Annotated in this window: 16 protein-coding genes; 3 read left to right on the top strand and 13 right to left on the bottom strand. The window is 59.5% G+C overall.

Annotated elements, in window-relative coordinates; all coding sequences use genetic code 11:
• Positions 1 to 6 precede the first annotated feature (6 nt).
• Positions 7 to 267, bottom strand: coding sequence for a 30S ribosomal protein S16 (rpsP, locus tag ELE36_RS06520; RefSeq protein WP_129832301.1), 261 nt, complete (start codon positions 265 to 267; stop codon positions 7 to 9).
• A 285-nt stretch (positions 268 to 552) separates the two neighbouring features.
• Positions 553 to 1926 carry a signal recognition particle protein gene (gene ffh, locus ELE36_RS06515; RefSeq protein WP_129832300.1) on the bottom strand — a complete coding sequence of 458 codons (1374 nt, stop codon included), beginning with the start codon at positions 1924 to 1926 and terminating at the stop codon, positions 553 to 555.
• A gap of 130 nt (positions 1927 to 2056) precedes the next feature.
• Between ffh and ELE36_RS06510 the strand changes: the two genes are divergently transcribed.
• Positions 2057 to 2854, top strand: a complete 798-nt coding sequence (locus ELE36_RS06510; RefSeq protein ID WP_129832299.1) for a cytochrome C assembly family protein — start codon at positions 2057 to 2059, stop codon at positions 2852 to 2854.
• A gap of 289 nt (positions 2855 to 3143) precedes the next feature.
• On the opposite strand, the gene radA is transcribed toward ELE36_RS06510, so the two are convergent.
• The 10 genes from radA to ELE36_RS06460 all read right to left on the bottom strand — a co-directional run bounded on the left by radA (position 3144) and on the right by ELE36_RS06460 (position 20539).
• Positions 3144 to 4520, bottom strand: coding sequence for a DNA repair protein RadA (gene radA, locus ELE36_RS06505; protein ID WP_129832298.1), 1377 nt, complete (start codon positions 4518 to 4520; stop codon positions 3144 to 3146).
• A gap of 36 nt (positions 4521 to 4556) precedes the next feature.
• Entirely contained in the window at positions 4557 to 4883 is a 327-nt protein-coding gene (locus tag ELE36_RS06500) for a type II toxin-antitoxin system RelE/ParE family toxin (protein WP_129832297.1), read from the bottom strand.
• On the bottom strand, positions 4883 to 5158 hold the full coding sequence (locus ELE36_RS06495; RefSeq protein WP_129832296.1) for a type II toxin-antitoxin system Phd/YefM family antitoxin: 276 nt from the start codon (positions 5156 to 5158) through the stop codon (positions 4883 to 4885). Before ELE36_RS06495 ends, ELE36_RS06500 begins: the two co-directional genes overlap by 1 nt.
• A 220-nt stretch (positions 5159 to 5378) precedes the next feature.
• Entirely contained in the window at positions 5379 to 5900 is a 522-nt protein-coding gene (locus tag ELE36_RS06490) for a DUF4209 domain-containing protein (protein WP_165371504.1), read from the bottom strand.
• 86 nt (positions 5901 to 5986) lie between these two features.
• Positions 5987 to 7240, bottom strand: coding sequence for a DUF7380 domain-containing protein (locus ELE36_RS06485; protein ID WP_425480896.1), 1254 nt, complete (start codon positions 7238 to 7240; stop codon positions 5987 to 5989).
• A gap of 532 nt (positions 7241 to 7772) precedes the next feature.
• Positions 7773 to 8861: an alanine racemase gene (alr, locus tag ELE36_RS06480; protein WP_129832293.1), complete on the bottom strand. Its 1089-nt coding sequence runs from the start codon at positions 8859 to 8861 to the stop codon at positions 7773 to 7775.
• 6 nt (positions 8862 to 8867) lie between these two features.
• Positions 8868 to 10262 (bottom strand): replicative DNA helicase, encoded by a 1395-nt coding sequence (locus tag ELE36_RS06475; RefSeq protein WP_129832292.1) that lies wholly within the window; start codon positions 10260 to 10262, stop codon positions 8868 to 8870.
• A gap of 215 nt (positions 10263 to 10477) precedes the next feature.
• Positions 10478 to 16918 carry a DUF11 domain-containing protein gene (locus ELE36_RS06470; protein ID WP_129832291.1) on the bottom strand — a complete coding sequence of 2147 codons (6441 nt, stop codon included), beginning with the start codon at positions 16916 to 16918 and terminating at the stop codon, positions 10478 to 10480.
• Positions 16915 to 17529 (bottom strand): hypothetical protein, encoded by a 615-nt coding sequence (locus ELE36_RS06465; protein ID WP_129832290.1) that lies wholly within the window; start codon positions 17527 to 17529, stop codon positions 16915 to 16917. Before ELE36_RS06465 ends, ELE36_RS06470 begins: the two co-directional genes overlap by 4 nt.
• Positions 17530 to 17560: 31 nt before the next feature.
• A complete protein-coding gene (locus tag ELE36_RS06460) occupies positions 17561 to 20539 on the bottom strand; it encodes a YVTN family beta-propeller repeat protein (protein WP_165371503.1) in 2979 nt (992 codons plus the stop codon).
• 140 nt (positions 20540 to 20679) lie between these two features.
• On the opposite strand from ELE36_RS06460, the gene ELE36_RS06455 reads away from it, so the two are divergent.
• Together ELE36_RS06455 and ELE36_RS06450 are read left to right on the top strand one after the other, a co-directional pair.
• The gene (locus ELE36_RS06455; protein ID WP_129832288.1) at positions 20680 to 20934 is read left to right on the top strand and encodes a hypothetical protein; all 255 of its coding nucleotides are present in this window, start codon (positions 20680 to 20682) and stop codon (positions 20932 to 20934) included.
• Between the two features lie 35 nt (positions 20935 to 20969).
• A complete protein-coding gene (locus ELE36_RS06450) occupies positions 20970 to 23057 on the top strand; it encodes a multicopper oxidase family protein (RefSeq protein WP_129832287.1) in 2088 nt (695 codons plus the stop codon).
• Between the two features lie 157 nt (positions 23058 to 23214).
• Here the strand turns inward: ELE36_RS06450 and ELE36_RS06445 are convergent, their stop codons facing one another.
• Positions 23215 to 25875 (bottom strand): outer membrane protein assembly factor BamB family protein, encoded by a 2661-nt coding sequence (locus ELE36_RS06445; RefSeq protein WP_129832286.1) that lies wholly within the window; start codon positions 25873 to 25875, stop codon positions 23215 to 23217.
• Between the last annotated feature and the right edge of the window lie 130 nt (positions 25876 to 26005).

Here is a 26005-nt window from a genome sequence, read left to right as displayed (position 1 = left end):
CCAGTCTTAAGCAGCTGCTTTCTCTTGCTTGGCGGCTTCCTTCACGAGGAAACGCACCTTGTCGGACAACTGCGCGCCCGTGCCAACCCAATGATTCAGGCGCTCGGAGTCAAGCTTGAGCTTCACATCCTTTCCGGCTGCAATCGGATTATAAAAGCCGACGCGCTCGATGCTGCGACCGTCGCGCGGGCTGCGCGAATCGGTAACGACGATGTGATAGAACGGACGCCCCTTGGCGCCACCACGAGACAGGCGAATCTTAACCATTGTTTTTACTCGAAATTCGTGAATCAGAAGGCAACGCTGGGTGTCAGAACGACCCGCCGCATTACCGGGAACCGCCTATTCTAGCGGGTTATGGGAAAAAATAAAGCGTTAAGAACAGATTAGGGCTCAGAACCTGTTCAATATCTGTAGCGAGCGGCCCTCAGCGAGGTGAAGAGCAGCGCAGAAAGCGGAGCATACTTTTCGTATGTGAGCATTTCGAGCAGCGCATGAGCCTCGATCAGGGGCGCGCAGTAAGATATTGAACAGGTTCTCAGATAGCCCCAATTAGCGCTGCATAAAGTTGCCGCCAGCCCCGCCGCCCATCGCGCCCTTCATCTGCCGCATTAAACCTTTGATGCCGCCCGAAGACAGCTTGGACATCATCTTTTCCATCTGCTGATATTGCTTGAGCAGCTTGTTGACGTCCTGCGGCTGCATGCCCGAACCCTTCGCCACGCGCACCTTGCGCGAGCCATTGAGCAGGTCGGGATGGCGGCGTTCTTTCTTGGTCATCGAGTTGATCACCGCGATCATGCGATGCACTTCCTTGTCGTTGATCTGCGACTTGACCTTATCCGGCAGATTGCCCACGCCCGGAAGTTTATCCATCAGGCTGGCAAGGCCGCCCATGCTGAGCATCTGCTGCAGCTGGTCGCGCATGTCGTTCATGTCGAAGCGCTTGCCCTTGACGATCTTCTCGGCGAGCTTCTGCGCTTTTTCCTTGTCGACACTCTGCTCAACCTGCTCGACCAGCGACAGCACATCGCCCATACCGAGAATGCGCTGCGCCAGACGATCGGGATGGAACGGTTCCAGCGCATCGGGTTTTTCACCGGAGCCGATGAACTTGATCGGACGACCGGTGATGTAACGCACCGACAACGCCGCGCCACCGCGCGCATCGCCATCGGTCTTGGTCAGGATCACGCCGGTTAACGGCAATGCTTCACTGAACGCCTTGGCAGTATTCGCCGCATCCTGCCCGGTCATCGCATCGACTACAAACAAAGTCTCGATCGGATTGACCGCCGCGTGCAGCGCCTTGATCTCGGCCATCATCGCCGCATCGATCGCGAGACGACCCGCGGTATCGATCAGCAAGACATCGACATATTGCTTGCGCGCCGCATCGATCGCAGCGTGTGCAATCGCGACCGGATCTTGTTCGCCAGTCGATGGGAAAAACAAAACCTCGACCTGTTCGGCCAAGGTCTGCAGTTGTTCAATAGCGGCAGGGCGATACACATCGCAACTCACCACCATGACTTTTTTCTTCTTGCGCTCGCGCAGGAAACGCGCAAGTTTCGCCACTGTCGTGGTTTTACCCGCACCCTGCAGGCCGGCCATCAACACCACCGCAGGCGCGGGGCAATTCAGATTGAGATCGGTATTGACCGAACCCATCACCGCGGTGAGTTCATCACGCACCACTTTGACCAACGCTTGTCCCGGCGTCAGGCTTTTCAGAATGTCCTGCCCGACCGCGCGCACTTTCACGCGCTGAATCAGCGCCTGCACCACCGGCAGCGCGACATCGGCTTCGAGCAAGGCGATGCGCACATCGCGCAGGGCGTCGCGAATGTTTTCTTCGGTCAGGCGCGCGCGACCGCGCAGCTTCTCGATCGTGGTGGACAGGCGTTGGCTGAGTGACTCGAACATGCAATGACTCGGAGGCAGAAAAACGAAGGTCGATAGTATAGCAGCCGCGTTCGCCGCTGGCCCGTTGTAGCCCGGATCGGCACGAGTGCATGCTTTTGCGAAGCGCGTGCGGTATGCCACACTTCCTCGCATGTCGATTACCCTGCTCTCATGGCTCGCCGCCGTTCTTTATCTCTCCTCCGCGCTGGTGCTGGCGCTGCCGCTGCTCAGTCGGATGCAGCCGCCGCGCCTGCTCGGGCTGGCGCTCGCATGGCCGGCAGTGTTGCTGCATGTGATCGTGGTGCTGAGCAATCTGCTGCATGAAGGCGGACTCGATCTGCATTTTTTCGCCGCGTTATCACTGGTCGCTGTGGGCGTTGCCGGACTGTGTCTGATCGTGAATCTGCTGCGTCCGGTCGCCGCACTTGGTGTGATCGTATTTCCACTCGCTGCACTGCTGCTGCTCACCGCATTGACCGCGCCGCATATGCCGCTGCCGATCGAGTGGCAGATCAAATTGCATGTGGTGTTTGCGCTGCTCGGCTACAGCGTGTTGTGCATCGCGGCGTTGCTCGCGATCGGGCTGGCGCTGCAGGAACGCGCCTTGCGCCTGCGCCAATTCAGTGGACTGCTGCGTGCGTTGCCGCCGCTGACGTTGACCGAAGCGCTGATGTTCCAGCTGATCCGCGCCGGGTTTGTGCTGCTCAGCTTGACCTTGCTCAGCGGCATCTTGTTTGTGCACAACTTGTTCGATCAACACCTCGTGCACAAGACCGTGTTATCGATTGCGGCGTGGCTGGTGTTCGGCACGCTGCTGTGGGGCCGCTGGCGTTACGGCTGGCGCGGACGCCGCGCGGTGCAGCTCACGTTATGGGGTATGGCGCTGTTGCTGCTGGCATATTTCGGCAGCCAGTTTGTGCTGGAAGTGGTATTGAAACGCGTGGCTTGAGCGCGACGTTGAATCTTCGGGGCAGGTCAAACATGCGATTTCGCGACATCAATCGCCATCATGTTTATTGGGTTCTCAGCATTGCGATCCCACTCGCCGCATGGATTTGGCTACGACTGGAAAAAATTTGTGCGCCGATTGGAGCTACGTCCACATACCTGCTCTGCATCCAAAACATGGGATTGGCTCATGGCAGGCGGCGACTGGTCACTCTGGATATTCGTCGGTTTACTTATCTTCGCAACAATCGGAGCTGTAGTAGCTCCGGAAGAACCAAAAGCTGACCTGCTCACTGCGCCGCCGCCAACGCCTCGCTCAATCGATCCACCGCAATAATTTCCAGATCGCCGAGTTTGCCTTTTTTCGGTGCATTCTGGCGTGGCACAATCGCCTTCTTGAAACCATGCGTGGCCGCTTCGCGCAGGCGCTCCTCGCCGTTCGGCACGGGGCGGATTTCGCCGGATAATCCGACCTCACCAAATGCCACCATCTGCTCCGGCAACGGGCGGTCGCGCAGGCTCGACAACACCGCCAGCAACACCGGCAAATCCGCTGCGGTTTCCTGCACGCGAATGCCGCCGACGACATTGACGAACACATCCTGATCGTAGACCGCGACACCGCCGTGGCGATGCAATACGGCAAGCAACATCGCGAGGCGATTCTGCTCCAAGCCGAGCGTGACGCGACGTGGATTGCCCAGCGAGGATTGATCGACCAGAGCCTGCACCTCGACCAACAGCGGTCGCGTGCCTTCACGTGTCACCATCACCGCACTGCCCGGCGTTGGTGCGCTGTGCGTGGCGAGGAAAATCGCCGACGGATTCGGCACTTCCTTCAGACCTTTTTCCGACATGCCGAACACGCCGAGTTCATTGACCGCGCCGAAGCGATTCTTGAACGCGCGCAGCACACGAAACCGGCTGCCGGCCTCGCCCTCAAAATACAACACCGCATCGACCATGTGTTCGAGTACGCGCGGCCCGGCGATGCCGCCTTCCTTGGTGACGTGGCCGACCAGAAATACGCTGGTGCCGCTTTCCTTGGCGAAACGCACGAGTCGAGCGGCGGCTTCGCGCACTTGGCTGACCGAACCCGGCGCCGCGGTGAGTGTATCGGTCCAGATCGTCTGGATCGAATCGATGATCATGATCTGCGGTTTGTCTTTCGCCGCGAGTCCGAGGATTTTTTCGACACAGGTTTCGGTCAAGCAGCGCAGCGGTTCCAGCGGCAAGCCGAGGCGCTGCGCGCGCGCCGCGACTTGTCCGAGAGATTCTTCGCCGGTCACGTAAAGTCCGCGCATGCGCGTGCCGAGCGCGCCGAGCATCTGCAATAACAACGTGGATTTGCCGATGCCCGGATCACCGCCGATCAATACCACCGAGCCTTCGACCAGGCCACCGCCGAGCACACGATCAAGCTCGCCGATGCCGACCTGTGTGCGTACTTCTTCGCTCTGCGCAACGTTGGCCAACTCGGTGATCTGCGCCGCACCCGCCGCGCCGCCAGCGTAACTGGCCGCACGTGGTGCTGGGCCCGGCCGCGAGACCGTCACAACAAATTCAGTCAGCGTATTCCACAAACCACACGCCTCGCACTGCCCCTGCCACTTATTGTGCTCGGCGCCGCATTCCTTGCACACGTAAACCGTTTTGTCTTTGGCCATCGAAGAATTCCTTGGCGATTGAATTGAACGTCGCGCTCACGCGCCGAGCAGTCGCTGGGTCAGCAAGCCATGCAGATCGCGCCGACCGTCGGCGATCAGAAAAATATATACGTGCCGCCCGACCACACGATAAATAACACGCCACGGTTTGAAAACAGTTTGCCGATATTCGTGAATGCCCAACGCCAGCAATTCGCGTGGATGACTGCCGCGCTCCGGCATGCTCGCCAGCATCTCGACAACTTTTTCCAGTCGGTCCAGCACACGCGTGGCCGCGGCTGACGAATCGTACTCGGCGATGTAGTCGTGAATCGTTTCAAGGTCGCGCTCTGCCCCCGCAGTCAGCAGCACCTTGTAGCGCATCAGCGGATAACTCGTTTGGCACGCAGGCGCGAAATCACCTCTGTCGCAGGTGTCACACGTCCAGCCTCGACCTCCTGATTGCCGAGCGCAAGAATCTTCAACAAGGCCAGCGTCTCGCGCGTCTGCTCATACGAGGCGATATCCTGAATTACCGCCTTGGCTTCGCCGTTCTGGGTAATCACCAGCGGCTCGCGGCGCTCAGCCAGATCGAGCAATACTTCAGCCGCATTGGCCTTGAGGTAACTGATCGGCTTGACCTGGGATGAATAGCGCATGACTGTAGCCCGCGAAAGATGAGACCGAATATAGTCTTTAAATGGTCGTGAGACAACGACAATGATCGTAATTTCAGGACTGAGGTCTGGCGCTTGTCGGTGATCGCTAAGGTTCTCATTTGTTCGCAAACCCTGTCCCAATCGCTTACGCTGTCAAAAACTTACAGTCGGGCTGCAAACGACCTGATCGACCATTGAGGCTCTTCCTCAATACCGAATTCTACGGCGCCGCGTCGGCGCTTCCTCCTGGCGTCGCGGGTCGCCTGCTATTCCACCACGAGACGAAAACCAACCGGAATACCATCCACCACGCGTATGCGGACGGAAGAGAGTTGGCTTGGTTATCGTCTAACAAACCGTGTGCCACATCATTCCGCAAGTTTGGCCCATGCGGATTGCAAAACATCGCGCGGATTTCAAATGCTAGGTTTGCTGACAGCACATCGTCCACGCTTGGCAAGTCCATCAGACTGCTCAACCCGATCTCATTCTCAATGCCCGCTGCATCCACGCGCGTCGTCAAGACCCCAGATTGTTTCAAATGGAAGCGAACGAAATGCTCCACCTGGGGGGAGAGGAGGTGCAGAGCCACGTCGAAGTCGCCATTGAGCCCGGCCAGCAACCCCTTTCCGACCAAGCCCTCCCGCCCCGGCGGAATAAGAGGGCATGCCCCTGCCAGATCTACAAAATCCTGCAGGGTGAACGTGTGCTCGGCGCGCAGGATATCGATGGCAGGAAGCATTTGGCCCTCAATGACTAGGGCTACCATCATTTGATGGTCTCGAATCATCGAAGCGAGGAGCTGTTCTTCGCTGTCCTCACCGCCTCCTAAGTTTCCGCCTGCCTGGCGAGCGATGACGCGTCCATCACGGCTAACGCTTGTGGTACCGAACAGACGAAAGAGAGAGAGAAGCGCCGGGCGCTTGCTTCTGCGTCGGTTCGTAGCTTGGCTACATTTGGCCCGAGATAAAGCCCTGCGAACGCTTTCAGTGCCTCACGCGGCTCTTTACCGCTGACCGATGTTCGTGAGTGGTCTATCAACTCCGCGATGTCGATCGAGGGCGTGCTGATGGCAGTCATCTCCGTTATTGCTTGCGCGCCGGCCTCTCCGAGCTGCGCTTGTACTTGATGGAGACGCGCGTCGATGTTGAGGCGAGCACGTTCGCGCCGCGGAACAGTTCGGAATGTCTGGATCGCGTTCTCGAAGAATGATGCAGCGGCGATGTTGCTGGGCATACTTCCACTGATTCTGGCGTTGGCATCCGCCACCCAAGACTCGGCAATGGCGGCACCCATATCTGCGGAGCGGGTATCGTCGCGGAGACGCTTGAAGAAGCCACGCGCGAGCGCAAATGCATCTCTTGCAAGAAAGCCGTCGCCCGAGAGTCCGATTCGCGTACCCATCTCCACCAGACTATTCGCAATTGCAGGTCGTCGAACATCGGCCAAGCCAGCGTCGAAAATGAGCTCGGCGACGCGCAGCTTCCAGTGTGGTTCTTCGTCGCCAATGTCGAACGCTGAAAGCAATGCTGCCTCCATCTCTTTCGCCCTCGATCGGGCGCTATCGCCTGCCATTCGCGCTAGGCCCAGTGCACGGCGCCAGCCATCGCCGGCGCCCGCAAACCACAACTCTTTGGTGAGGAGCACCGAACGATACGCATCGACCGCTGTAAAGAGCATTGCGCCCTTCCGTGGGCGTTCTTGAAACCAGACGAGGTCTGCGAGACGCGCACGCAGCCACGGCTCATCCACCTGCTCGACGAACTCGCCAAGAACCTCCAGCTCTTCCGCAGAGAAATCGCCTGGAAGGGCACTGCGACCCGTAGGCGTCTGGCAACGTGCCTGAAACGGCGCGATGGGAGATGCGGGTACTAGCATCATCGAACATGCATCCGCTAGCGCCCATAACGCGCGAGACCTCCCCTCATCACCCTCCTCGGCGGCCGTCCGGGATGCGTTTGATAGCGCTTGCCACGCGCGCGAATACCCGTTTTCTATGTTGCCAACTAGTATGTCGCGCCAGCCGCTGCGATTAAGGTGTTCTAGAGTGAGGGGAACGTAGGGCTGTGCGAGTGTGGACATTATCGATCCTTGCCGGTTTGCCTTCCGATGCCGCGAGACGCGCGTGCCCTGCGCGCCCATGTTCGCTTACTCTCGATATCTTCGCCAGCCTTCGACTGGTGGGCCAAGCCGCCTGACGACAACGACGGGTTTCGCGTTCATGCCCCGGGTTCTACTCCGCTAGCGCGGACAGTTGAAAGTAGCCATACCGGTGCGCGATTTAGGTCGCCAGTGGCGTTCAAATGCCTGCGTCGAACGGCCGCTACTGGCCGAGAGCAGCCGGTCGTCGCTTGACCAGCGGAGCGGAGTTGCTCATACGCAGGATGCGGGCTGGGATTACCGTAACTGCTGATCATGACGACCGATACAGGCGGCAATATTTGATCGCTCGGATTCGTTGTCAAAAATTCCAATATCTTCGCTTAAGCTGTCACCTGCTGGCGCTTTCGCGCCAAGGAAATTAGATTTTATTAATCTTTTCAAATGGTTAAGCGCTTTGACAACCTTAGCGATCACCGACACTTATCATGAACATACTTAGACTCGCCAATACTCAAACCGCACTATCATCCTCGACAAACAGCACGCGTTTGGTCATCCCACACGTGAGATCGTAGGAAATCGTGCCGGCGTGTGTGGCAATTTCTTCGACTGGCAAATCGCGCCCCCATAGCACGACTTCATCACCGACCTGCGCGTTCGGCACGTTGCGCAAATCGATCGTGATCAGGTCCATCGATACGCGCCCAACTATTGCGGCGCGTTGACCGTTCACGAGTACCGGCGTGCCGGATGCAGCGCTGCGCGGATAACCGTCGCCGTAGCCGATCGCGGCGACGCCGATACGCATGTCTTCGGGGCATTGCCACGTTGCGGCGTAACCGATGTGTTCACCCTTGCGTACATCATTCACGGCGATGAGTTTGCTCGACAGAGTCATCGCGGGTTGGAAACCGAAATCTTCGCCGGTTTTGCCATCGACCACCGACAATCCGTACAACAGCCCACCGGTTCGCAGCCACTGTCCACGCGCGGCAGGCCAGCCGAGTACTGCGGCCGAATTGGCGAGCGAATGTTCGCCCGGAAGATCGCTCACTGCTGCATCAAAAACGGCAATCTGTGCAGCAGTGAGTTGCTTGTCGAATTCATCGGATGCGGCGAAGTGCGTCATCAGCGTGATGTCGGATCGAATCGACGCTAACGCGCGCAATCGCGCATACATTTCTGCGGCGCGCGCGGGTGCAAACCCAAGCCGATGCATGCCGCTTTCGATCTTGAGCCACGCCCGAATCGGGCGCGGATCACGATCCGCTTCGAGCCACGCCACCTGACTGTCATGATGGATCACCGCATCGAGATCGAGGCGCCGCAATTCGGCCAGATCAGCCGCTTCATCGGGGCCGGAAAGCACGACGATGCGCTGACGAAATCCGGCCGCACGCAGACGCAAGCCATCGGCAATCGCGGCGACGCCAAACGCATCCGCACTCGCCAATGCACGCGCGACACGTTCGAGTCCGTGGCCGTAACCATCGGCCTTGACCACCGCCATCACCTTCGCGCCGCCGCCAAGTTCGCGCACGCGTTGCAGGTTGTGTCGAAGACTGGCCAGATGAATCGTGGCGAACGCGGCGCGACTCACGCGCGCTTACTCGAAGCTGCCGGCGTACGAATCGCTGGCGTAGTTTTCGAACTTTGTGTACTGCCCGAGGAACGTGAGTTTGACCGAACCGGTCGGACCATTACGCTGTTTGCCGATGATGATTTCGGCGACGCCTTTTTCGGCGGAATCCTTGTTGTAATACTCGTCGCGATAGATGAACACGATCACGTCGGCGTCCTGCTCGATAGCACCAGACTCGCGCAGATCGGACATCATCGGACGCTTGTCGGCGCGTTGTTCAAGCGAACGGTTGAGCTGCGATAGGGCGACGACGGGCACATTGAGCTCCTTGGCGAGAGCCTTCATTCCACGCGAGATTTCTGAAATTTCCGTGGCGCGATTCTCCTTGTTTCCGGGCACCTGCATGAGCTGCAGGTAGTCGATCACGATCATGCCGAGATCGTGCTCACGCGCGAGACGACGCGCACGTGCGCGCAATTCTATCGGCGACAGCGCCGGCGTATCGTCGATGAAGATTTTCGCTTCGGACAACAGCGTGATCGCCGAGGTCACGCGCGGCCATTCTTCTTCTTGAATATCACCGGTGCGCAGATGCTGCTGGTTGATGCGGCCGAGCGAGGAAATCAGACGCAACGCCAACTGCGAGGCAGACATTTCCATCGAGAAAATCGCGACCGCTTTTTTGGTTTTGAGCGCGGCGTATTCGGCCATGTTCATCGCCAGCGCAGTCTTGCCCATCGACGGGCGCGCGGCGACGATAATCAGATCGGACGGCTGCAAGCCGGTTGTCATTTCATCGAAATCGGTGAAGCCGGTCGGCATGCCGGTGATGCTGCCCTGGTTTTCGTAACGCGCCTGCAGAATCTTGAACGCATCCGTGACCGCGCCGCGCATCGAGACAAAACCCTGCTTGCCGCGCGAGCCGGCCTCGGCGATGCGGAACACGCGTTGCTCCGCGCTTTCGAGAATTTCCTGGGTCGAGCGACCCTCGGGCTGGAAACCATCAGTGGCGATTTCGGTACCCGCATCGATGAGTTGCCGCAGCACCGATTTCTCACGCACGATATCCGCATACGCGACGATGTTCGCCGCGCTCGGCGTGGTGTTCGCGAGCTGGATGATGTAGCCCGAGCCGCCGACCAGTTCGGCAATGCCCTGCGTTTCGAACCACTCGCCCAGCGTGACCGCATCACACGGCATGCCCTTGTTCGATAGCTCGCCGATGCCGCGAAAAATCAGGCGGTGATCCTTGCGATAAAAATCCTCATCGGTGATGCGATCGGCGATCTTGTCCCACGCCTCGCGCGCAAGCATGAGTCCGCCGAGCACGGCCTGTTCGGCATCGACTGAATGCGGCGGCACGCGCAACGATTCGATGCGCGGATTATTGCTGGGAATACGATCAGAAAACGCGGCCATGGACGATCCAGACTAGCTGCAGCGGGAGCGCGCCATCATACGCACCGCCGCGTCTCACCGCATGGGAAAAGTCTGTGGCCAAACTGTGGATAAGTTGTGGGAAACGTGGTGATGGCTTGTGTGCATCGATTCACGTCGGCACGATCAAATTTCACCAGACCGGCGTAGCTGTCATCGCAACGCCGGTCTGGACGAGGATTTATCCGCGCGACAGATCAATCAAACCCGCTGCGGAAGATGCCGATCGTATCGGGGCCGTCGGTCGCGGTGCTGATCGTGCTATCCGGCGCCGTCACTGTTGCCGTATTGCTCAGCGGAGTTTCCGGCAGCGTCGCTACGGTGGCGCTCAGCAGAAAACTGACCTGCCCGCTCGCCGGCAGATTCACCAGCGTATCGATGCTGCCGTTGCCGCTGGCCGTGCAGGTGCCGCCGCCGGTGCCGCTGCAGATCCAGCTGATCTGGCTGAACTGTGTCCCGAGTGTATCCAGCACGTGGGCGCCGTTGATCGCATCGGCACCGTTGTTGGTCACGTCGATCAGGTAGCTCGTGCTGCCGCCGCCGCGCAGGAAATCGGCGCCGTTGCTGTTGCTGATCGTCAGGTTGCTCGACGACTGCGGCGTGGCGCCGAGCGCATTCGATGCGATGCTGGCACCGACGCTGTTGATCGCGATAACGACACACGTATACGCGGTGCCGTTGCTCAGGCTCGCCAGCGTCAACGGTGAACTTGCGCCGCTCACCGCGTGGGTGCCGGGCGTGCAGATGCCGCTGTAACTACTGATCACGCTGCCACCGTTCTGCGCTGGCGGATTGAACAGCAGATGCAACTGGCCGGATGACGGCGCGACCGCAATCAGCTGCGGTGCGTCGGGGATGGTTGCCGGTGTCACGCTATTGGATGGTAACGATGGCAGCCCTGCGCCGATGCTGTTGCTTGCGGTTACCGAGCAGGTCACGGCGATGCCGTTGCTCAGTCCGCCAACGATGATCGGTGATGTCGAACCGATCTGCGTCTTGCTGCCGCATTGTGCGGAATAACTCTGGATCACATCGCCGTTGTTGGCCGGCGTGGTGAATGCAACCGACACCTGCGTATTGCCGCGTATCGCGATCACGCTGGTCGGTGCATCGGGCATCGTGGCCGGAATCACCGTGTTGGAATTCAGCGAAGGTCCGCTGCGTCCGACTGCGCTGTGCGCGATGACCGAGCAACTCACCGCGATGCCGTTGCTCAATCCACCGACAATGATCGGTGAGCTTGCTGCGGTCTGTGCCATACCGCCGCAGTAAGCGGTGTAGTCGAGTACGGCGCTGCCGCCGTTGTTGACCGGCGCGCTGAACACCACACTCACCTGCTTGTTGCCTCGCGTCGCGACCGGCGCGGTCGGTGCGCTCGGCGCCGCCGCGGGTACGACCGAATTCGATGGCGCCGATGCCGGGCCGCTGCCGTTGTTGGTCTTGGCAATCACGCTGCACGTAACCGCTATGCCGTTGCTTAATCCGCTGACCGTGATCGGCGAACTCAAGCCGCTCTGACTCGCGCTACCGCAGGTCGCGGTGTAGCCGCTGATCGAACTGCCGCCCTCGCTCGTCGGCGCGCTGAAATTCACGCTGACACTGGCATTGCCGCCGATCGCGATGCCGATCATCGGTGCCGATGGCACTCGTGTATCGATGATCGATTCAACCGCCGCCGCAGCATTCGACGCGGCGTAGTTGGCATCGCCGGAATAACTCGCACTGAGCTGGCGCGCGCCGATGCTGGTCGAGGTCAACGCGCATTGGCCGGTCGCGGTCGCGCCGCTGCCCGATAACGTCGCGATGCAGAATGTCGCGCCTTCGCCGATGCTGACGCTGCCCGTGATCGCACTCGCCCCCGCAATGCGCGTAACGCCCACCGTAACGTTGTAGGCCGTATTGATCTGCGCCGGATTCGGCGTCTGCGCCGTGATCGTCGTGGTGGTGCTCAGCGTCAGGCTCGCATAACGATTGATGTAGACATCACCGATGCGCTGCGCATTGCCGGTGACCAGATTGTCCGCGGTCGAGGTAAACAGCATCAGGCCCGCATCGGCGATCGCACGCGCACTCGCCGCGCTCGGTCCATCGGCCTGCACATTGGCTGCGCTCAGCGACACGCGTGTGATCGCGCCGGTCTGGCGATCCTTGACGAACGCGTCGGCGAACGCGTTGCTATCAGCCGCGACCAGATTGCTCTGCGCGCAAATGAAACCGACGTATCGACCATCGCTGCTGATCGATGGCGTCGCACAATCACCGCCGCTGCCTTGCGCGCCGGCGGCCGTGGTGTTGATGCGCGTGATGCTGGCGTCGTTCAGATCCTTGACGAAGATGTCGATGTTGCCGTTGGTATCGCCGGCGACGAGGTTGCTCGCGGCCGAGGCGAATACGACAAAACGACCATCCGCGCTGATTGACGGATCGCTGCTCGCAGCGTTGCCAATCACACCGCTCGCATCGCTGCTGGCACGCACGATCGCGCCGCTCGCGAGCGTTTTGACATAGATATCGCGCACACCGTTGCTGTCATCCGCTGCGAAGTTGCTCGCGTCGCTGGCAAAAACCACGCGTGTGCCGTCGTCGCTGATCACCGCCTGCACCGAGTTGCCGTTGCCGATCGTGCCGCTCGCGCTCGCGCTGATCAGACTCGTGACACCGTTGCTGCGATTTTTGACGAACACATCCTCGAAACCGTTGTTGTCGCCAGCGACCAGACTGCCATCGCTGGCGCGAAACACGACGAGGTTGCCGTCGCTGCTGAGCGATGTCGGCCCGAGAATCACCCCGCCTGCACTCTGCGCGCCAATACTCGACGTGCTGACCAGGCTGATCGTACCGCTCGCGATATTCTTGATAAAAATATCGGCGCCGCCGTTGCTGTCACCACTGACCAGATTGCTCGCGCTGGATCGAAAACTCACCCACGCGCCAGTGGCGCTGATCGCAGGTGAATCGCTGGCGCCGTTCGCCTGCACACCACTCGCATCGACGCTCATACGCAGCGGCAGCAAGGTGTTGCGATCGACGACAAAAATATCGCTCGCGGCATTGCTGTCACTTGCAACCAGACCGCTACCGAGCGAGCTGAAAACGGCATAACGTCCGTCACGACTGATGCTCGCCTCGGCGCTCGCGCCATCGCTGCGTGTGCCAGCATCGATGGCGCTGATGCGTGTTGTTGTCTGCGTTTGCAAGTCACGCACAAATTCGTCGGTGAGGCCGTTGTTGTCGGCGGCGACGAGATTGGTCGCGGCGGATTGAAACGCCACAAATCGTCCGTTGCCGCTGATCGCCGGCACGTCGCTATCACCACCAAGTGCCAGCGCGCCGCTGGGGCCAAGGTTGGCGCGCGTGATTGCTGCGGTCTGGCGATCCTTGATAAAAACATCCAGCCGCATGAGCGGCGTGTACTGCTGCACACTGAAGCCGACATAACGACCGTCGGCACTCATCGTCGGATTGTGCGCCGGCGAGATGGCGACGCCGTTAGCTTGCGCGGAGCCAAGGCTAATCGCGCCGGTGGTCATGTTTTTGACGAAGATGCGGTAGTCGTTGAAGGTGGTGCCAGCCGTGAGGTTTTGCGCCAGCGACATGAAGGCGACCAGATTGCCGTCGGCGCTGATCGCCGGAGTCTCGTAGCTGTAGTTATTGGCCGGCGTGCCATCGGCGGCGGCGCTGACCATCGTCAGCTTGCGCGTGAGACGATCTTTGATGTAGATCGCAGTCATGGCGTTCACACCCAACGGCGAGAAATTGAACGACTGCGATACGAACGCAACGTAACGACCGTCGGCGCTGATCGCGGGCGTGAAGCTGCGAAAACTGCCGACGATATCGTTGCTGTCACTTGAGACCAGATCAAGTTGGCCGGTCACAAGATCGCGCACATAAATATCGGGAAAGCCGTTGCCGTCGCTCGGCACGAGACTGCCCGAGGCGGCAAACGCGACATAACGACCGTCAGCGCTGAGTGCCGGAGACATAGAATAATATTCGTTCGGTGTGGTGTCCTCGCTGCCGTCGCTGCGCAGCGATGCGCGCACGAGTGCACCCGTGGACATATCCTTGACGAACACGTCGCGCACCTGATTGCTATCGCCTGCAACGAGATTACCGGCGAGCGAGGTGAAAGCTACATAACGCCCATTGGCGCTGATCGCCGGCTCGGCGCTCGCAGCGCTCGCCTGCACACCGAACGTGCTGGTGCTGGCGCGACGAATATTGCCGGTCTGCATATCGCGCACGAAGATGTCTGCGACCGCATTGCTGTCGCCATTCACGAGCTGATCGGCACTCGATGCAAAGGCCACATAACGACCGTCAAAACTCATCGCCAGCGATGATGCGGACGATGCACCATCACTGTCCGCATACGCCGTGCGCGACAACGACAGCAGCTGCGGATACGAATCGGCAACGACATTCTGGATCACCGGCGCTGATGTCATCGCCGCGTAATTCGCATCGCCCGGCCACGTTGCGCTGAGGTTGCGCAGACCGACATTGCTGCCGCTCCACAGGCATTCGGTCGCCGGCAAAACGATCTGGCATTGACCCGCGCCATCGCTGATCGTCACCGTACCAGTCGGCGCCGGTGCACCAAGATATGCAGCGACATCCAGACCGATACTCACACTCACGCCCTGATGCAATCGACTGATGTTCGGCGCATTGCGCGTAATCGAAAAGCTGCGTGTCGCCATCGTCGTCGATGCCGTGCTCGCGGCCCACAGACCTTGCGCCGCAAAATTTGCCGTGAGCGTTTTACTGCCCGCCCGCAGCGGCACCAAAGTGCATGTACCGATCTCGCCCGAACTGCCGGCCAGTGTGATCGAGCAAGTCGCAGTCAACGGATCGCCTGCCGCACCGTCCAACACCGTTATCGCGCCGGACGGAAAACCGCCGAGTGCTGGCGATTCGGCAACGCTGGCCTGTACCGTTATCGGTGCGAGCGTCGCGGCAGGATCAGGTGTATGGCTCACGATCGTCGTGGTCGTCGCGCGTGCGGCATTTACCTGAACGCCCAACGGCGCCTGTGCTGCCGCGATCGCGCTGTCGCCGGAATAACACAAGCTCAACGACTTGCTGCCTGCGCTGGTAAACGTGATCGTGCATTGATTCGCGGGCAAGGTCGCCGAGCAGACTTCCGCATTCGGCGCGGGCGTTGCGCAATCGCTGACCTCTTTGACGGTGACCGTGCCTGTTGCTGAGGCCGGCAATGCGCCGCCGTTCGGTAGCAACGTCCACTGGATATTCACGGGCACACCGACAGCGGCCGGATTCGGCGTCGCGTTTGCTGTGGCGAATGACACGGTTCCGTTCACGACGTGCGCTGCACTTGCGCTGCCGCCGTCGAAACCGGCGTAGCCGAGATAATCGGCGACGATGGTTTTGTTGCCCGCACGTTGCGGCGTCAATTGGCACTGCCCGGTTTCGCCATTTGTGCCCGCCAGCGTGATCGAACAATACGCCGTGGCCGCATCGCTGCGCGGACCATCACGCACTTCGACGACACCCTGCGGATAACCCGCAAGTGTGCTGCCCGCGGTTTTGTTCACTTGCACCTGCACGCTCACGGGTTGCTGCTGCAGACTCAGCTCGGGCGACACCGCAAGAATGGCCACCTGCGTATTCGGGCCGCTCGTGAAATACCAGTTGACGTTCGGGTTGGCCACGGTACGCGCGTAATAAACGCCCCAGTGATTGGTACTGCCAGACATTTGAAACGAACCGACCGTCGTTGTTGCCAGCGACGTGCCCGTATCGAAACGCAGCGCGATCTCACAGGCCCAGCCTTGCGGATCGACTTGGCGACCGCTGTAGATCAGCGACATGCGGTAGTCGTCTGCGGTGCCGGCAATGCCATCGACGCCGGCCTGCGCCAGACGCAACGTGGCGATATCGTCATGCGCGAGATGACGCTGCGATTCGCCGAGGCGCGCGCCCTGATGCACGATCGCTTCGACATCGGTGTAACCGAGCGCGGCCATCACATACCGATCGGCGTTCGTGGCGAAGCTGTGACCCGCGGGCAGATAATTGAGCGTGCGCGCCATCGTCGTGGTGTCGATCACATCGGCCAGCACGCCGGGATTGTTCACGTAACGCTGATACCAATGCAGGTTCACATCGTCGCCGCGAGTATCGTCAGCCGAGCCGTAAACGCCATCGGCACCGGCATTGACGTCATAACTCTGGTTCGTGCCGGATGTAGTTTTGGTGGCCTGATTTTGTGGTGATGGCAAACCGGATTCGTCGGCGAGATTCGGATGTCCGAGACCGAGTGAGTGCAGCAACTCGTGCAGGATCACCGATTCAAAATCGAGTTGATCCGGCCCAACTTCAGAGGCGCTGTCAAAACCGAAGTTGTGATCCGGCAGCGAGCGGAAACGATTCAGCGTCGCGATCGCCTTGATCAATGCGGGTTCGGCCTGAACCGCCATCGCCTGATTGGCCTGAATGTCGAGGCAAACACGAATCGGTTCCACCGCGCCGCCAGCGCCGTTGTAGCCGAGCGCATGCAGGATCAGATCAGGATTACCGTTGTTGCTGCCGATGAATGCACCTGCGTGCGCGATAGCGGTGAGCATCATGCACGCGGCGATTATCGCGACCTTGCGCCAGACGCGATTCATGGCGCAGCCGCCGCGACTTTTGTCGCATCGTCACGCGTGACAAGGCTTCGCAGCGATGCCGAAACGCGGTCGAATATCTGCAACGCAGCGATATCGGGATAGGCCTGTGCATCATCGGACAGACCAACCCAACTCGCGCTGCGCGAAATGCCGGCATCGTTCCAACTCAGCTCGTAGCGATCACCATCCATCACCGCAAGACGTTGCGGCTGGCCGGCGAATTGCGGCTTGAGTGCGGCTTGCGATGCGCCTTGCGCAGGTTGTGCGGCGTCGATCGTCGCACGCACCTGGTGTTCATCGAAACCGCGCAAGACATCGCTCGATACCTGCATGTGCAAGGCGGCAATTTCAGTGGCGGGCAAACTCAGCCGATAGTCGCCGGACGCGCGCAGAAATTTCGGACGATGCAGTTCGGTGCAGCCATCGTTATGCACGCGCACGATCGTGGTGCGATCAGCTGCGGCACTCATCGCGCCAGCGGTAATGCGCAGCGTGAGCCACGGCGTTGCTGTCGGCGTGCACGGCGCGGCGCTGGCCAGCAGCGGCAATGCGAAAAATAAAACACTGGCGAAGAGCTGCCAGCGCATGCAGCGCGGTGAGTGGATGAACATGGTTTTCCCCTGTGCGAAGTTGCTATCGCCGTCATTCAAAACTGCCGCGAAAAATCCCAACTGTATCCGGGCCATCGCTTGTGCTGCCGTTGCCGGCGTGCGTATTGCTGTAGCCGCTCGGCAGTGTGACCGTCGCGGTATTGCTGATCGGTGTTTCCGGCAATGGCGCGAGCAGTCCGCTGAGTAAAAAACTCACGCTCGCGCCGGCTGGCAGATTGACCAGCGCATCGAGATCGCCAGTACCGCTGCTCGCGCAACTGCCGCCGCCCTGGCCGCTGCAGATCCACGCGGTCGCGCTGAACTGTGTGCCGAGCGCATCGACAATATGCGCGCCGCTGACACCGGTCGAACCGGCATTGCTCAGCTCGATCAGATAGCTGATGGTTGTGCCGCCCGGCAGAAAATCGGCGCCGTCATCGACACTGATCGAGATGTTGGCGACGATGATCGGTGTCACCGCGGCTGATGCGAGCGATGCGGGTCCGTTGCCGACATCGTTGATCGCATAAACCGTGCAGCTCACGGGCACACCGTTGCTCAAGCCGGAGACGATCACCGGCGAGGCCGCAGCGAATCCGCTTTGCGAGCCGCAACTCGCGATGTAACCGTTGACCGCACTGCCGCCGTTGTCGCTTGGTGCGGCGAATACCAGCGTTACGCGTGCGTTGCCCGGCGTGGCGACAACAGCGCTCGGTGCGCCGGGCACGGTCGCGGGCGTAACCGTGTTCGACGGCGATGAAGCAAGGCTGTTGCCGACATCGTTACTCGCGATGACGCTGCAATTGACCGGTGTACCGTTGCTCAACCCGGTGACCAGCAGTGGCGATGCCGCACCCGAAATCGACTGACCGCCACACGTCGCCGTGAATCCATTCACCGCTGCACCGCCGTTGCCTTCGCCGGCATCAAAGGCGACGTTGACCTGCGCATTGCCGCGCGTCGCCACGACGTTCATCGGCGCATCCGCTACCGTCGCCGGAGTAACGCTATTCGACGGCGCGGACGGCGCGCTGTTGCCGATCACATTGTTCGCAATCACGCTGCAGCTGACCGCCACGCCATTGCTCAATCCGCTGACGACGATCGGTGCCGTGGCACCCGACATCGACTGATTGCCGCAGGTCGCGGTGTATCCGCTCACGACCGCGCCGCCGTTGCTCACACCCGCCGTGAATGCGACGCTGACCTGCGCATTGCCACGTGTCGCGCTGACCGCGAGCGGCGCATCGGGAATCGTCGCCGGGATGACCGCATTCGACTGCGCCGATGCCGGGCCGTCGCCGAGCGCGTTGGTCGCGATCACGCTGCACGCCACCGCTACACCATTGGTCAGTCCACCGACTACGATCGGCGATGCCAAACCATCCGCACTCCGGGTAGCGCACACGACATGAAAATTGCTGATCGGCAAACCTTGGTTGCTGCCGGGTATGAAGGCAACACTGACCTGAGTATTACCGCGCGTGGCGACCACGGCCGTCGCTGCATCGGGTACGGACGCGGGTATCACGCTGTTCGAGGGCGCCGACGCCGGGCCATCACCGATCACATTCGTCGCGACCACGACGCACGTCACCGCGATACCGTTGCTGAGGCCAGTGACCACGATCGGCGAAGCACTGCCGTTGATACGTTGTGATCCACAGGTAACGCCATAACTCGTGATCGGCGCTCCGCCATCGTAGGCCGACGCCGTGAACGCGACGCTGACCTGTGCATTGCCACGCGTCGCGATGGCGTTGCTCGGCGCCGCGGGTAATACGGCCATCGGTGTCATCGCATTCGACGGTGCCGACGGCACGCTGTCGCCGATCGAGTTGGTCGCCACCGCGGTGCAGGTGACGGATACGCCGTTGCTCAATCCGGTGACGACGATCGGTGATGCTGTGCCGATGGCGCTGTGTGCGCCGCAACTCATCGTGTAATGCAGGATCGTGCCGCCGGGTGCGAGTGGCGGATCGAAGCTGATACTGGCCTGGCCAATGCCGGCCGTAGCGATGAGATTGCGCGGTGCACTCGGCAAGCTTGTCGCTGGCGGCGGGCCTTTAGCGACGAAGTGGCCGAAGGTCTGTGGCCCGCCCCCGACCGGGATCGTCGCGATCACGGTATTGCTCGCGACATCCACCGCCGAGACCGTGCCCGCATAGGCATTGGTCACGTACAGACGACTGCCGTCACCGGTGAGATCAAGGCCGTACGGACCCGCGCCGACACCGATCGGCGTGAGTGCAAATGTCGCCACGTTGACGTTATAGACGTTACCGCTGTTGGTCGTGGTGTAGATGCGCGTACCGGCACTATTGAGCGTTAGCGCGACCGGCGGCGACGGTAACGAGTAGTAGTTCGGCGACGCCTGTCCGGTCAGATCAAGGATGTCGATGCGGTTGTCACCGTTGGCGACGACGTAGGCATAGTGATCGGTGGGATCGATCGACACGTCGATCGCATTGAAGCCGGTGCCGATACTTCCCACCTGTGTATTCGTCGCGGTATCGATTACGCGCAGCGTGAATCCCGAATTGCAGACGATGTAAGCGCGCGAGCCATCGTGCTTGAAGGCGATGCCGAGCGGTCGCGACATGCCGCTGACCGTGCCCGTGACCGTGTTCGAAGCAAGATTCAGCCGTTGCACGATGCCGCCGTTGAAGCAGCTCACCCAGGCCTCGCTGCCGTCCGGTGTGATCGTCACCCACGCCGGATTGGTGCAGAAATTCGTGAGTGTGGTGGTTACCGTGTTGCTGATCGCATCGATGATGCTGATGCTGTTGTCACTGAAATTGGCAACGTAGATACGGGCGTTGTCGTGCGACACCGTCGCGCTGTATGGATTGGCACCCACAGGCACCGTCGCGACCACGGTATTGGTGGCGATATCGATCACCGAAACGGTGGCATCGGTGCGATTGGTAACATAGGCGAACGGCGCGGCAGCGGCCGGAGCGCTACTGAAAATGGCCAGACACCAGAGCATCGCCAAGGCGACGACGCTACGTGCGAATCCACTCGCCATGCGCCGAGCGCACTGCACGCGGGACAAGCATCGGCCGTGCTGAAAATCCGAACAGAACATCATCGCAAGCTCCGCAAGTGCCGGCCAAAAATAGGCCCGTAATCACTTATCGGTTTTTCGCGCAGTGAACTGTCACGACCGTGCAAAATTTTTTGCGCTGGTGTTCACCCTCGGCGATTTCGCAAGCAAATCAAAAATTGGTGAGACAGGTTCAGCACTGCCGACTCTATCTAGCTGCGGGAAAAACAATTCGCGGAAAAACCGAACGCGAAGATAGATCGCTGGCGGATCGGCAAACAAGAATTGAAAAAGCGCAGGGTTGGATCGCGGCGTTTTTTCCGCGCGCACATCAAGCCGTGTTCGATCTGTTCGATGCAATCGATATCGACGTATAAAAATAGTTCCACCACGTAAATTACAGGGGATAAAAATGAACTCGCACCATGATTACCGCGACTCTCGCGGATTGCTGTATTGCGCGGCAATCCTGATTCTGGGCACGCTCTCGATCTCATCGGCATGGGCGCAGCAGCGCATCGTCACCGACCCGCCGCTGCTCGATGTGAAAAAAGGCACAGCGCCACGCACCACCTTGATGGCGTTGCCGCTCGGCGCGCCACGCATGGCCAGCGAGAAACAGCTCGATCTGAATATCGAATTCACCGACAGCAAAATCTACAATCCCGCCAGCGGTCATTACGACTCCGTGCGTTTGCGCAGTTACACCGGTGCGTCGGTCGATCCGAAAGCGCCGCATGTCGCACCGACGATCGAGGTTTATCCGGGCGATACCGTGCGCGTCAGCCTGCACAACAAGCTGCCGCCGGATCCGAGTTGCACGACGCATAAACCCGAGGCAAGCGACGACGACGTCATCGATGCGGTGAATACGCCACACTGCTTCAACGGCACCAACCTGCATGCGCACGGGCTGTGGGTCAGCCCGTCGGGCAATAGCGACAACGTGCTGCTGTCGATCAATCCCGGCGTGAGTTTCCAGTATGAATACAATATTCCACCGGATCATCCGGCTGGCACGTTCTGGTATCACACGCACCGGCACGGCTCGACCGCGCTGCAAGTGGCCAGCGGCATGGTCGGCGCGCTGGTAGTGCGTGGCGATCGATTGCCCACAACGGATGGTCACGGCGATATCGACACGCTGCTGAAAAATGCCGACGGCAGCGCGTTCACCGAGCGCCTGCTGGTGCTGCAGCAGATCCAGTACGCGTGTCGCGACAAGGGTGTGTTGAAGTCAAGAAAAGTCGACGGCAAGATTGTCGAATGGATCTGCGATCCGAACGATGTCGGTGGCGTCGATAGTTATGTGGATGCGGCCAATAATTCGCTGTTCGGTTCGTCGAGCTGGGGCCAGTCCGGTCGCTACACCAGCATCAACGGTCAGGTGTTGCCGACCTTCATCGCCAAGGCTGGCGATGTCGAACGCTGGCGCGTGATCCACGCCGGCGTGCACGATACGATCGCGTTGCAGTTTCGCAAACTCAAGGCTGGTGCGCCGAGCGTCGATCGACTCACGGTCGAGCAAACCGCTTCGTATATCGACAAGAATTGCACCGGTGAACCGCTGCCGTTTCACCTGATCGCCTCCGATGGTCTGACCATGGCCAACGCACAACGCACAACGCTCGCCACGTTGCAGCCGGGTTATCGAAACGATGCGTTGCTGGTGTTCCCCGAGCAAGGCGCGTATTGCGTCATCAATAACAGCATTTCCGCGGAAGCCAGCGTGACGCAGGCATCGGTGAGCCGGCGTTTGATGGGCCTGGTCGGCGTGCAAGGCGGCACGCCGGTGAGCGGCAATGTCGATGAATTTCTGCGCACGCAACTGATCGCCGCAGCCAAGCGCACGATGCCGGCACCAATGCAGGACAAGATCGTCACCGACCTGAGCAATGGACTCAAGCTATCGAGCTTCACGCCGCACCCTGATATCGAAGAAGACGAACTGAAAGCTCCGGGCCAAGTGCTCACGTTCTTCATCGACACCAATTATGTCGATCCGACAACCGGAAAAAAGAAGACCAAATTCGAGGTCAGTGGTACACCCTACGATCCGCAGCGTTACGATCCAAAACGCATTGATCGCAAGCTGATGCTCGGCACCGCAGAAGAGTGGACGCTGACTTCGCGCCTCGCCGGCCATCCGTTTCATATCCACGTGAATCCGTTCCAGGTGGTCAAGATTCTCGACCCGAACGGCAAGGATGTCAGTGCACCCGGCGCCATCGATGATGCGAGCGGCACGATCGATCCGGAATACGCCGGTTTGAAAGGCGTGTGGAAAGACACGCTGTGGGTGAAGAGCCTGATTTCACCACCGAAGATCGTCTACCCGAACGGCATCTACACGGTGGTGATCCGCACACGTTACGAGCGTTACATCGGCGATTTTGTTTTACATTGCCACATCCTCGATCACGAAGACCAAGGCATGATGCAGAACGTCAGCGTGATGCTGAATGACGGCACCGGTAATTTGTCGCAAGGCCATCATTGAGGTGAGCCGCGAGCAGCGCATTACTTCGCACTGCGGTGGCCGCGCCCGGCATCAGTTTGTTGGTTGAACCTCTTGTCATCCGCCTCGAAATACCTCGTCCCTCTGGCGAGGTATTTCGTCAGGCAATTAGAATTTTATCCGACTGCAGTGCATAGCGTCACGGCTCAAACCCCGCGGCAAAGATTCCATCGGCAAATGGCCCAGTGATCCGCAACAACGACATCGGCGACGTATCTGGCACAGCGTAGTTTGTCGACACCAGAATGCCGCCATCCTTGGCAACAAGCACACCAATGCCGACGGTGTATTTTCCCGGATCGACGCCGATCAAACGCCAATTTTGCAACCCGGTCGCATCGTTGACCGATGCGACACAAAATGGACGAATGCCGCCGACCCTGCACTGGCCGGTGGCCACTACGTTGCCCGAATGATCAAGTGTTACATCGTTGAAACTGTCGCTGAAACCGTCGGCTGAAGGCGCACTAGTCAGTGCCCAGCCGATTGAGCCGTCGGAGCCGCCGTATTTCCACAACGAACGCCCGCCGGCCAATAAAACATCCCCGGCTGGATCAAGCATCATCGCCACGGGAGAAACCGCAGCAGGATCATGCGTCATCCATTTCACGCTGCCGTCGGAAGAGTTCAGCCTGGCACTGAGCGTATTGCTGGTCGTGCCGTTTTCTGATCCAGAAATCACTAAATCGCCGTTTGGATAAACCGCCATGACACCGAGTTCATCATAGCCATTCGCGGGACGATCGATGCGTCTGGACCAAACCAGACTTCCATCGCCAGCATGCAGTTTCTTGACACTTAAACTGCTCGCCAAAGCACTACCATTACCGGAAGGATCGATCACTCCGCCGATCAACACGCCTCCGGTTGCATCTACGGCAACCAGATTCTGTGAATGACTGGAGTAGCTGCTGTCGGTTATCTGTGTCCATAAAGGTGTGCCGGTAGCGCTTGCGTATTTTACCGTGAGCAGGCCATTTGGCTGCTGGCACCAGCCTGTTGCGTAAACGTCATTCGCCGCATCGATGGCAACCGACGAAGCAACTGCATAAGCACAACTGCTTTGCGCCGAGCCTACCCACAGTTGCTTGCCGTCAGTGCCGCGCAACTTGATCGTGCGTGGCTCTGAAAAACAGTTTCCCACCACGATGACGTCGCCGTTACCGTCAACGACCAGCGCACTGGGCCTGCATCCATCCGAGCCGAGACTGGCTGTCGATGACCACATTAGGTGGCCATCCCGCGCCGAGCGCTTGACCACGAGGATCTGCCTTGAATAGTCGGACACGCTGTCGGGATTGTAAGAAAAACCGGTGCTTACGATGCCATCGTCGGGCGTAAGTGCGGAGGTGCGGCTGATATAAGGGCCGGGTTCAAGCAGCGTGGCAGTGCTAGGCCCAAGCACACGATCGTTGGTGTGCCAGTCGATGGCACCGGTTGTGCCTTGTGCCTTGAGAATGAGCGACTGCTTGCCGATGCAGCACAACGAAGATTGTGTTTGCGCAGCGGCAAAATGCCCGGAGCGATCAACCGCCACAGCCAGCGCATCCCAGTAGTTGAAACCACCGAGCGCAAAACTGTTGCTCCATAACTGCGAACCGTCCGCACCATTCAAGGCGAGGAAATTCATCTTCGGGCCTGTGCTGTCGTGCGAGGCATTTTGTACAAGCAGGATATTTCCTAACGAGTCGATCGCAGGAGCCCCTCCGATAGCCGAATCCTGAGGCCACAGATGATGCCCATCGCCTGACGAGTATTTCCGCGTACCGCCTCCCGAAGATAGAACGATATTGCCGCTTGCATCAGCGATGATCGACGCGCTCGCAACGTTCGAGCCACCCATCACGACGGGATCCTCCGACCAAAGCGGAACGCCGGTTGCACCACTCAACTTGACGAGCGCAAAGTTAAAATATGGACTCGTGTTGGGAAGGGTATAAGCATTTCCGATGATCGGATTGCCTTGCAAGTCGATTGCCATCGACGGCAAATCGTTAGCCGAGGGATGGCTGCCGCTCGGTGTATAGCCGTACGCCCAGAGCAGCGCACCATCTACACCACTTAACTTCGCCACGCAAAAGACAAGGCCTGTATTTTGATTCTGAGTCGCGAATCCGGCGACAAGGGCATCGCCATTCTTGTCGATGGCCGCCGTGCTGAATTGTAGGTTGGCAACCGCGCCAGGCACACATGAGCCAGCACCGATATCCACACTCCAGGCCAGTGAACCATCATTGTTGTTGAATTTGGCTACATGTCCGCTTATCACCGTTATATTGACTATTCCCGAGGCGCCAGCGGCGATGATATTAGCCGTGCTATCGGTCGCGATCGCCGCATAAGCCAGATCTTTTTGCGGATATTCGCCTGCGCGCCATAACTCGCTGCCATCAGTTCCGCGATAACGCGCAACCTCCGCGTAAAGATGCCCCGCACCGTAGTTTGTTGTGGCAACGACGGCATCATCGGCGGTGGTCGTCAATGCGGCAGTCGGGTAAATAGACCCCAGAGAACTCGATGACGGTGCAATGACGGAGATATCTTTCTGCCACGCTGCCGATCCATCCACCGCACGATAATGCGTCAACCGAATGCCACCACCATTGCTATCGCTGGTGTAGACAAAAAGATAGGGGTTGTCGCTCGCATCAAACACCAGCGATTGCTGCCCTAGACCGGCAACCGAGGGACTGGCACCGTAAGTTGGTACACGCCAGGCGATGGTTTGTGCAACCGCGCTGCTCTCACAAATTGCGGAAAAGAGAATCAGTACGGATATTGCAGTGAACTTCAGACGCATGGTGCCCTTCCCTGTCAGTCCGCGCATTCTAGCCGGAGCGACGATGCGATTACAGGATAATTATCGGAATTTCGGGCGATCACACAGCGCCCTGATTGGCTTCGCATATCGCCGATTATCAGGATAACGT

The sequence above is a fragment of the Pseudolysobacter antarcticus genome (assembly GCF_004168365.1).
Classification (GTDB): Bacteria; Pseudomonadota; Gammaproteobacteria; order Xanthomonadales; family Rhodanobacteraceae; genus Pseudolysobacter; species Pseudolysobacter antarcticus.
The sequence above is the reverse complement of the archived record's forward strand: the minus strand, read 5'-3'. Positions and strand labels throughout refer to the sequence as shown.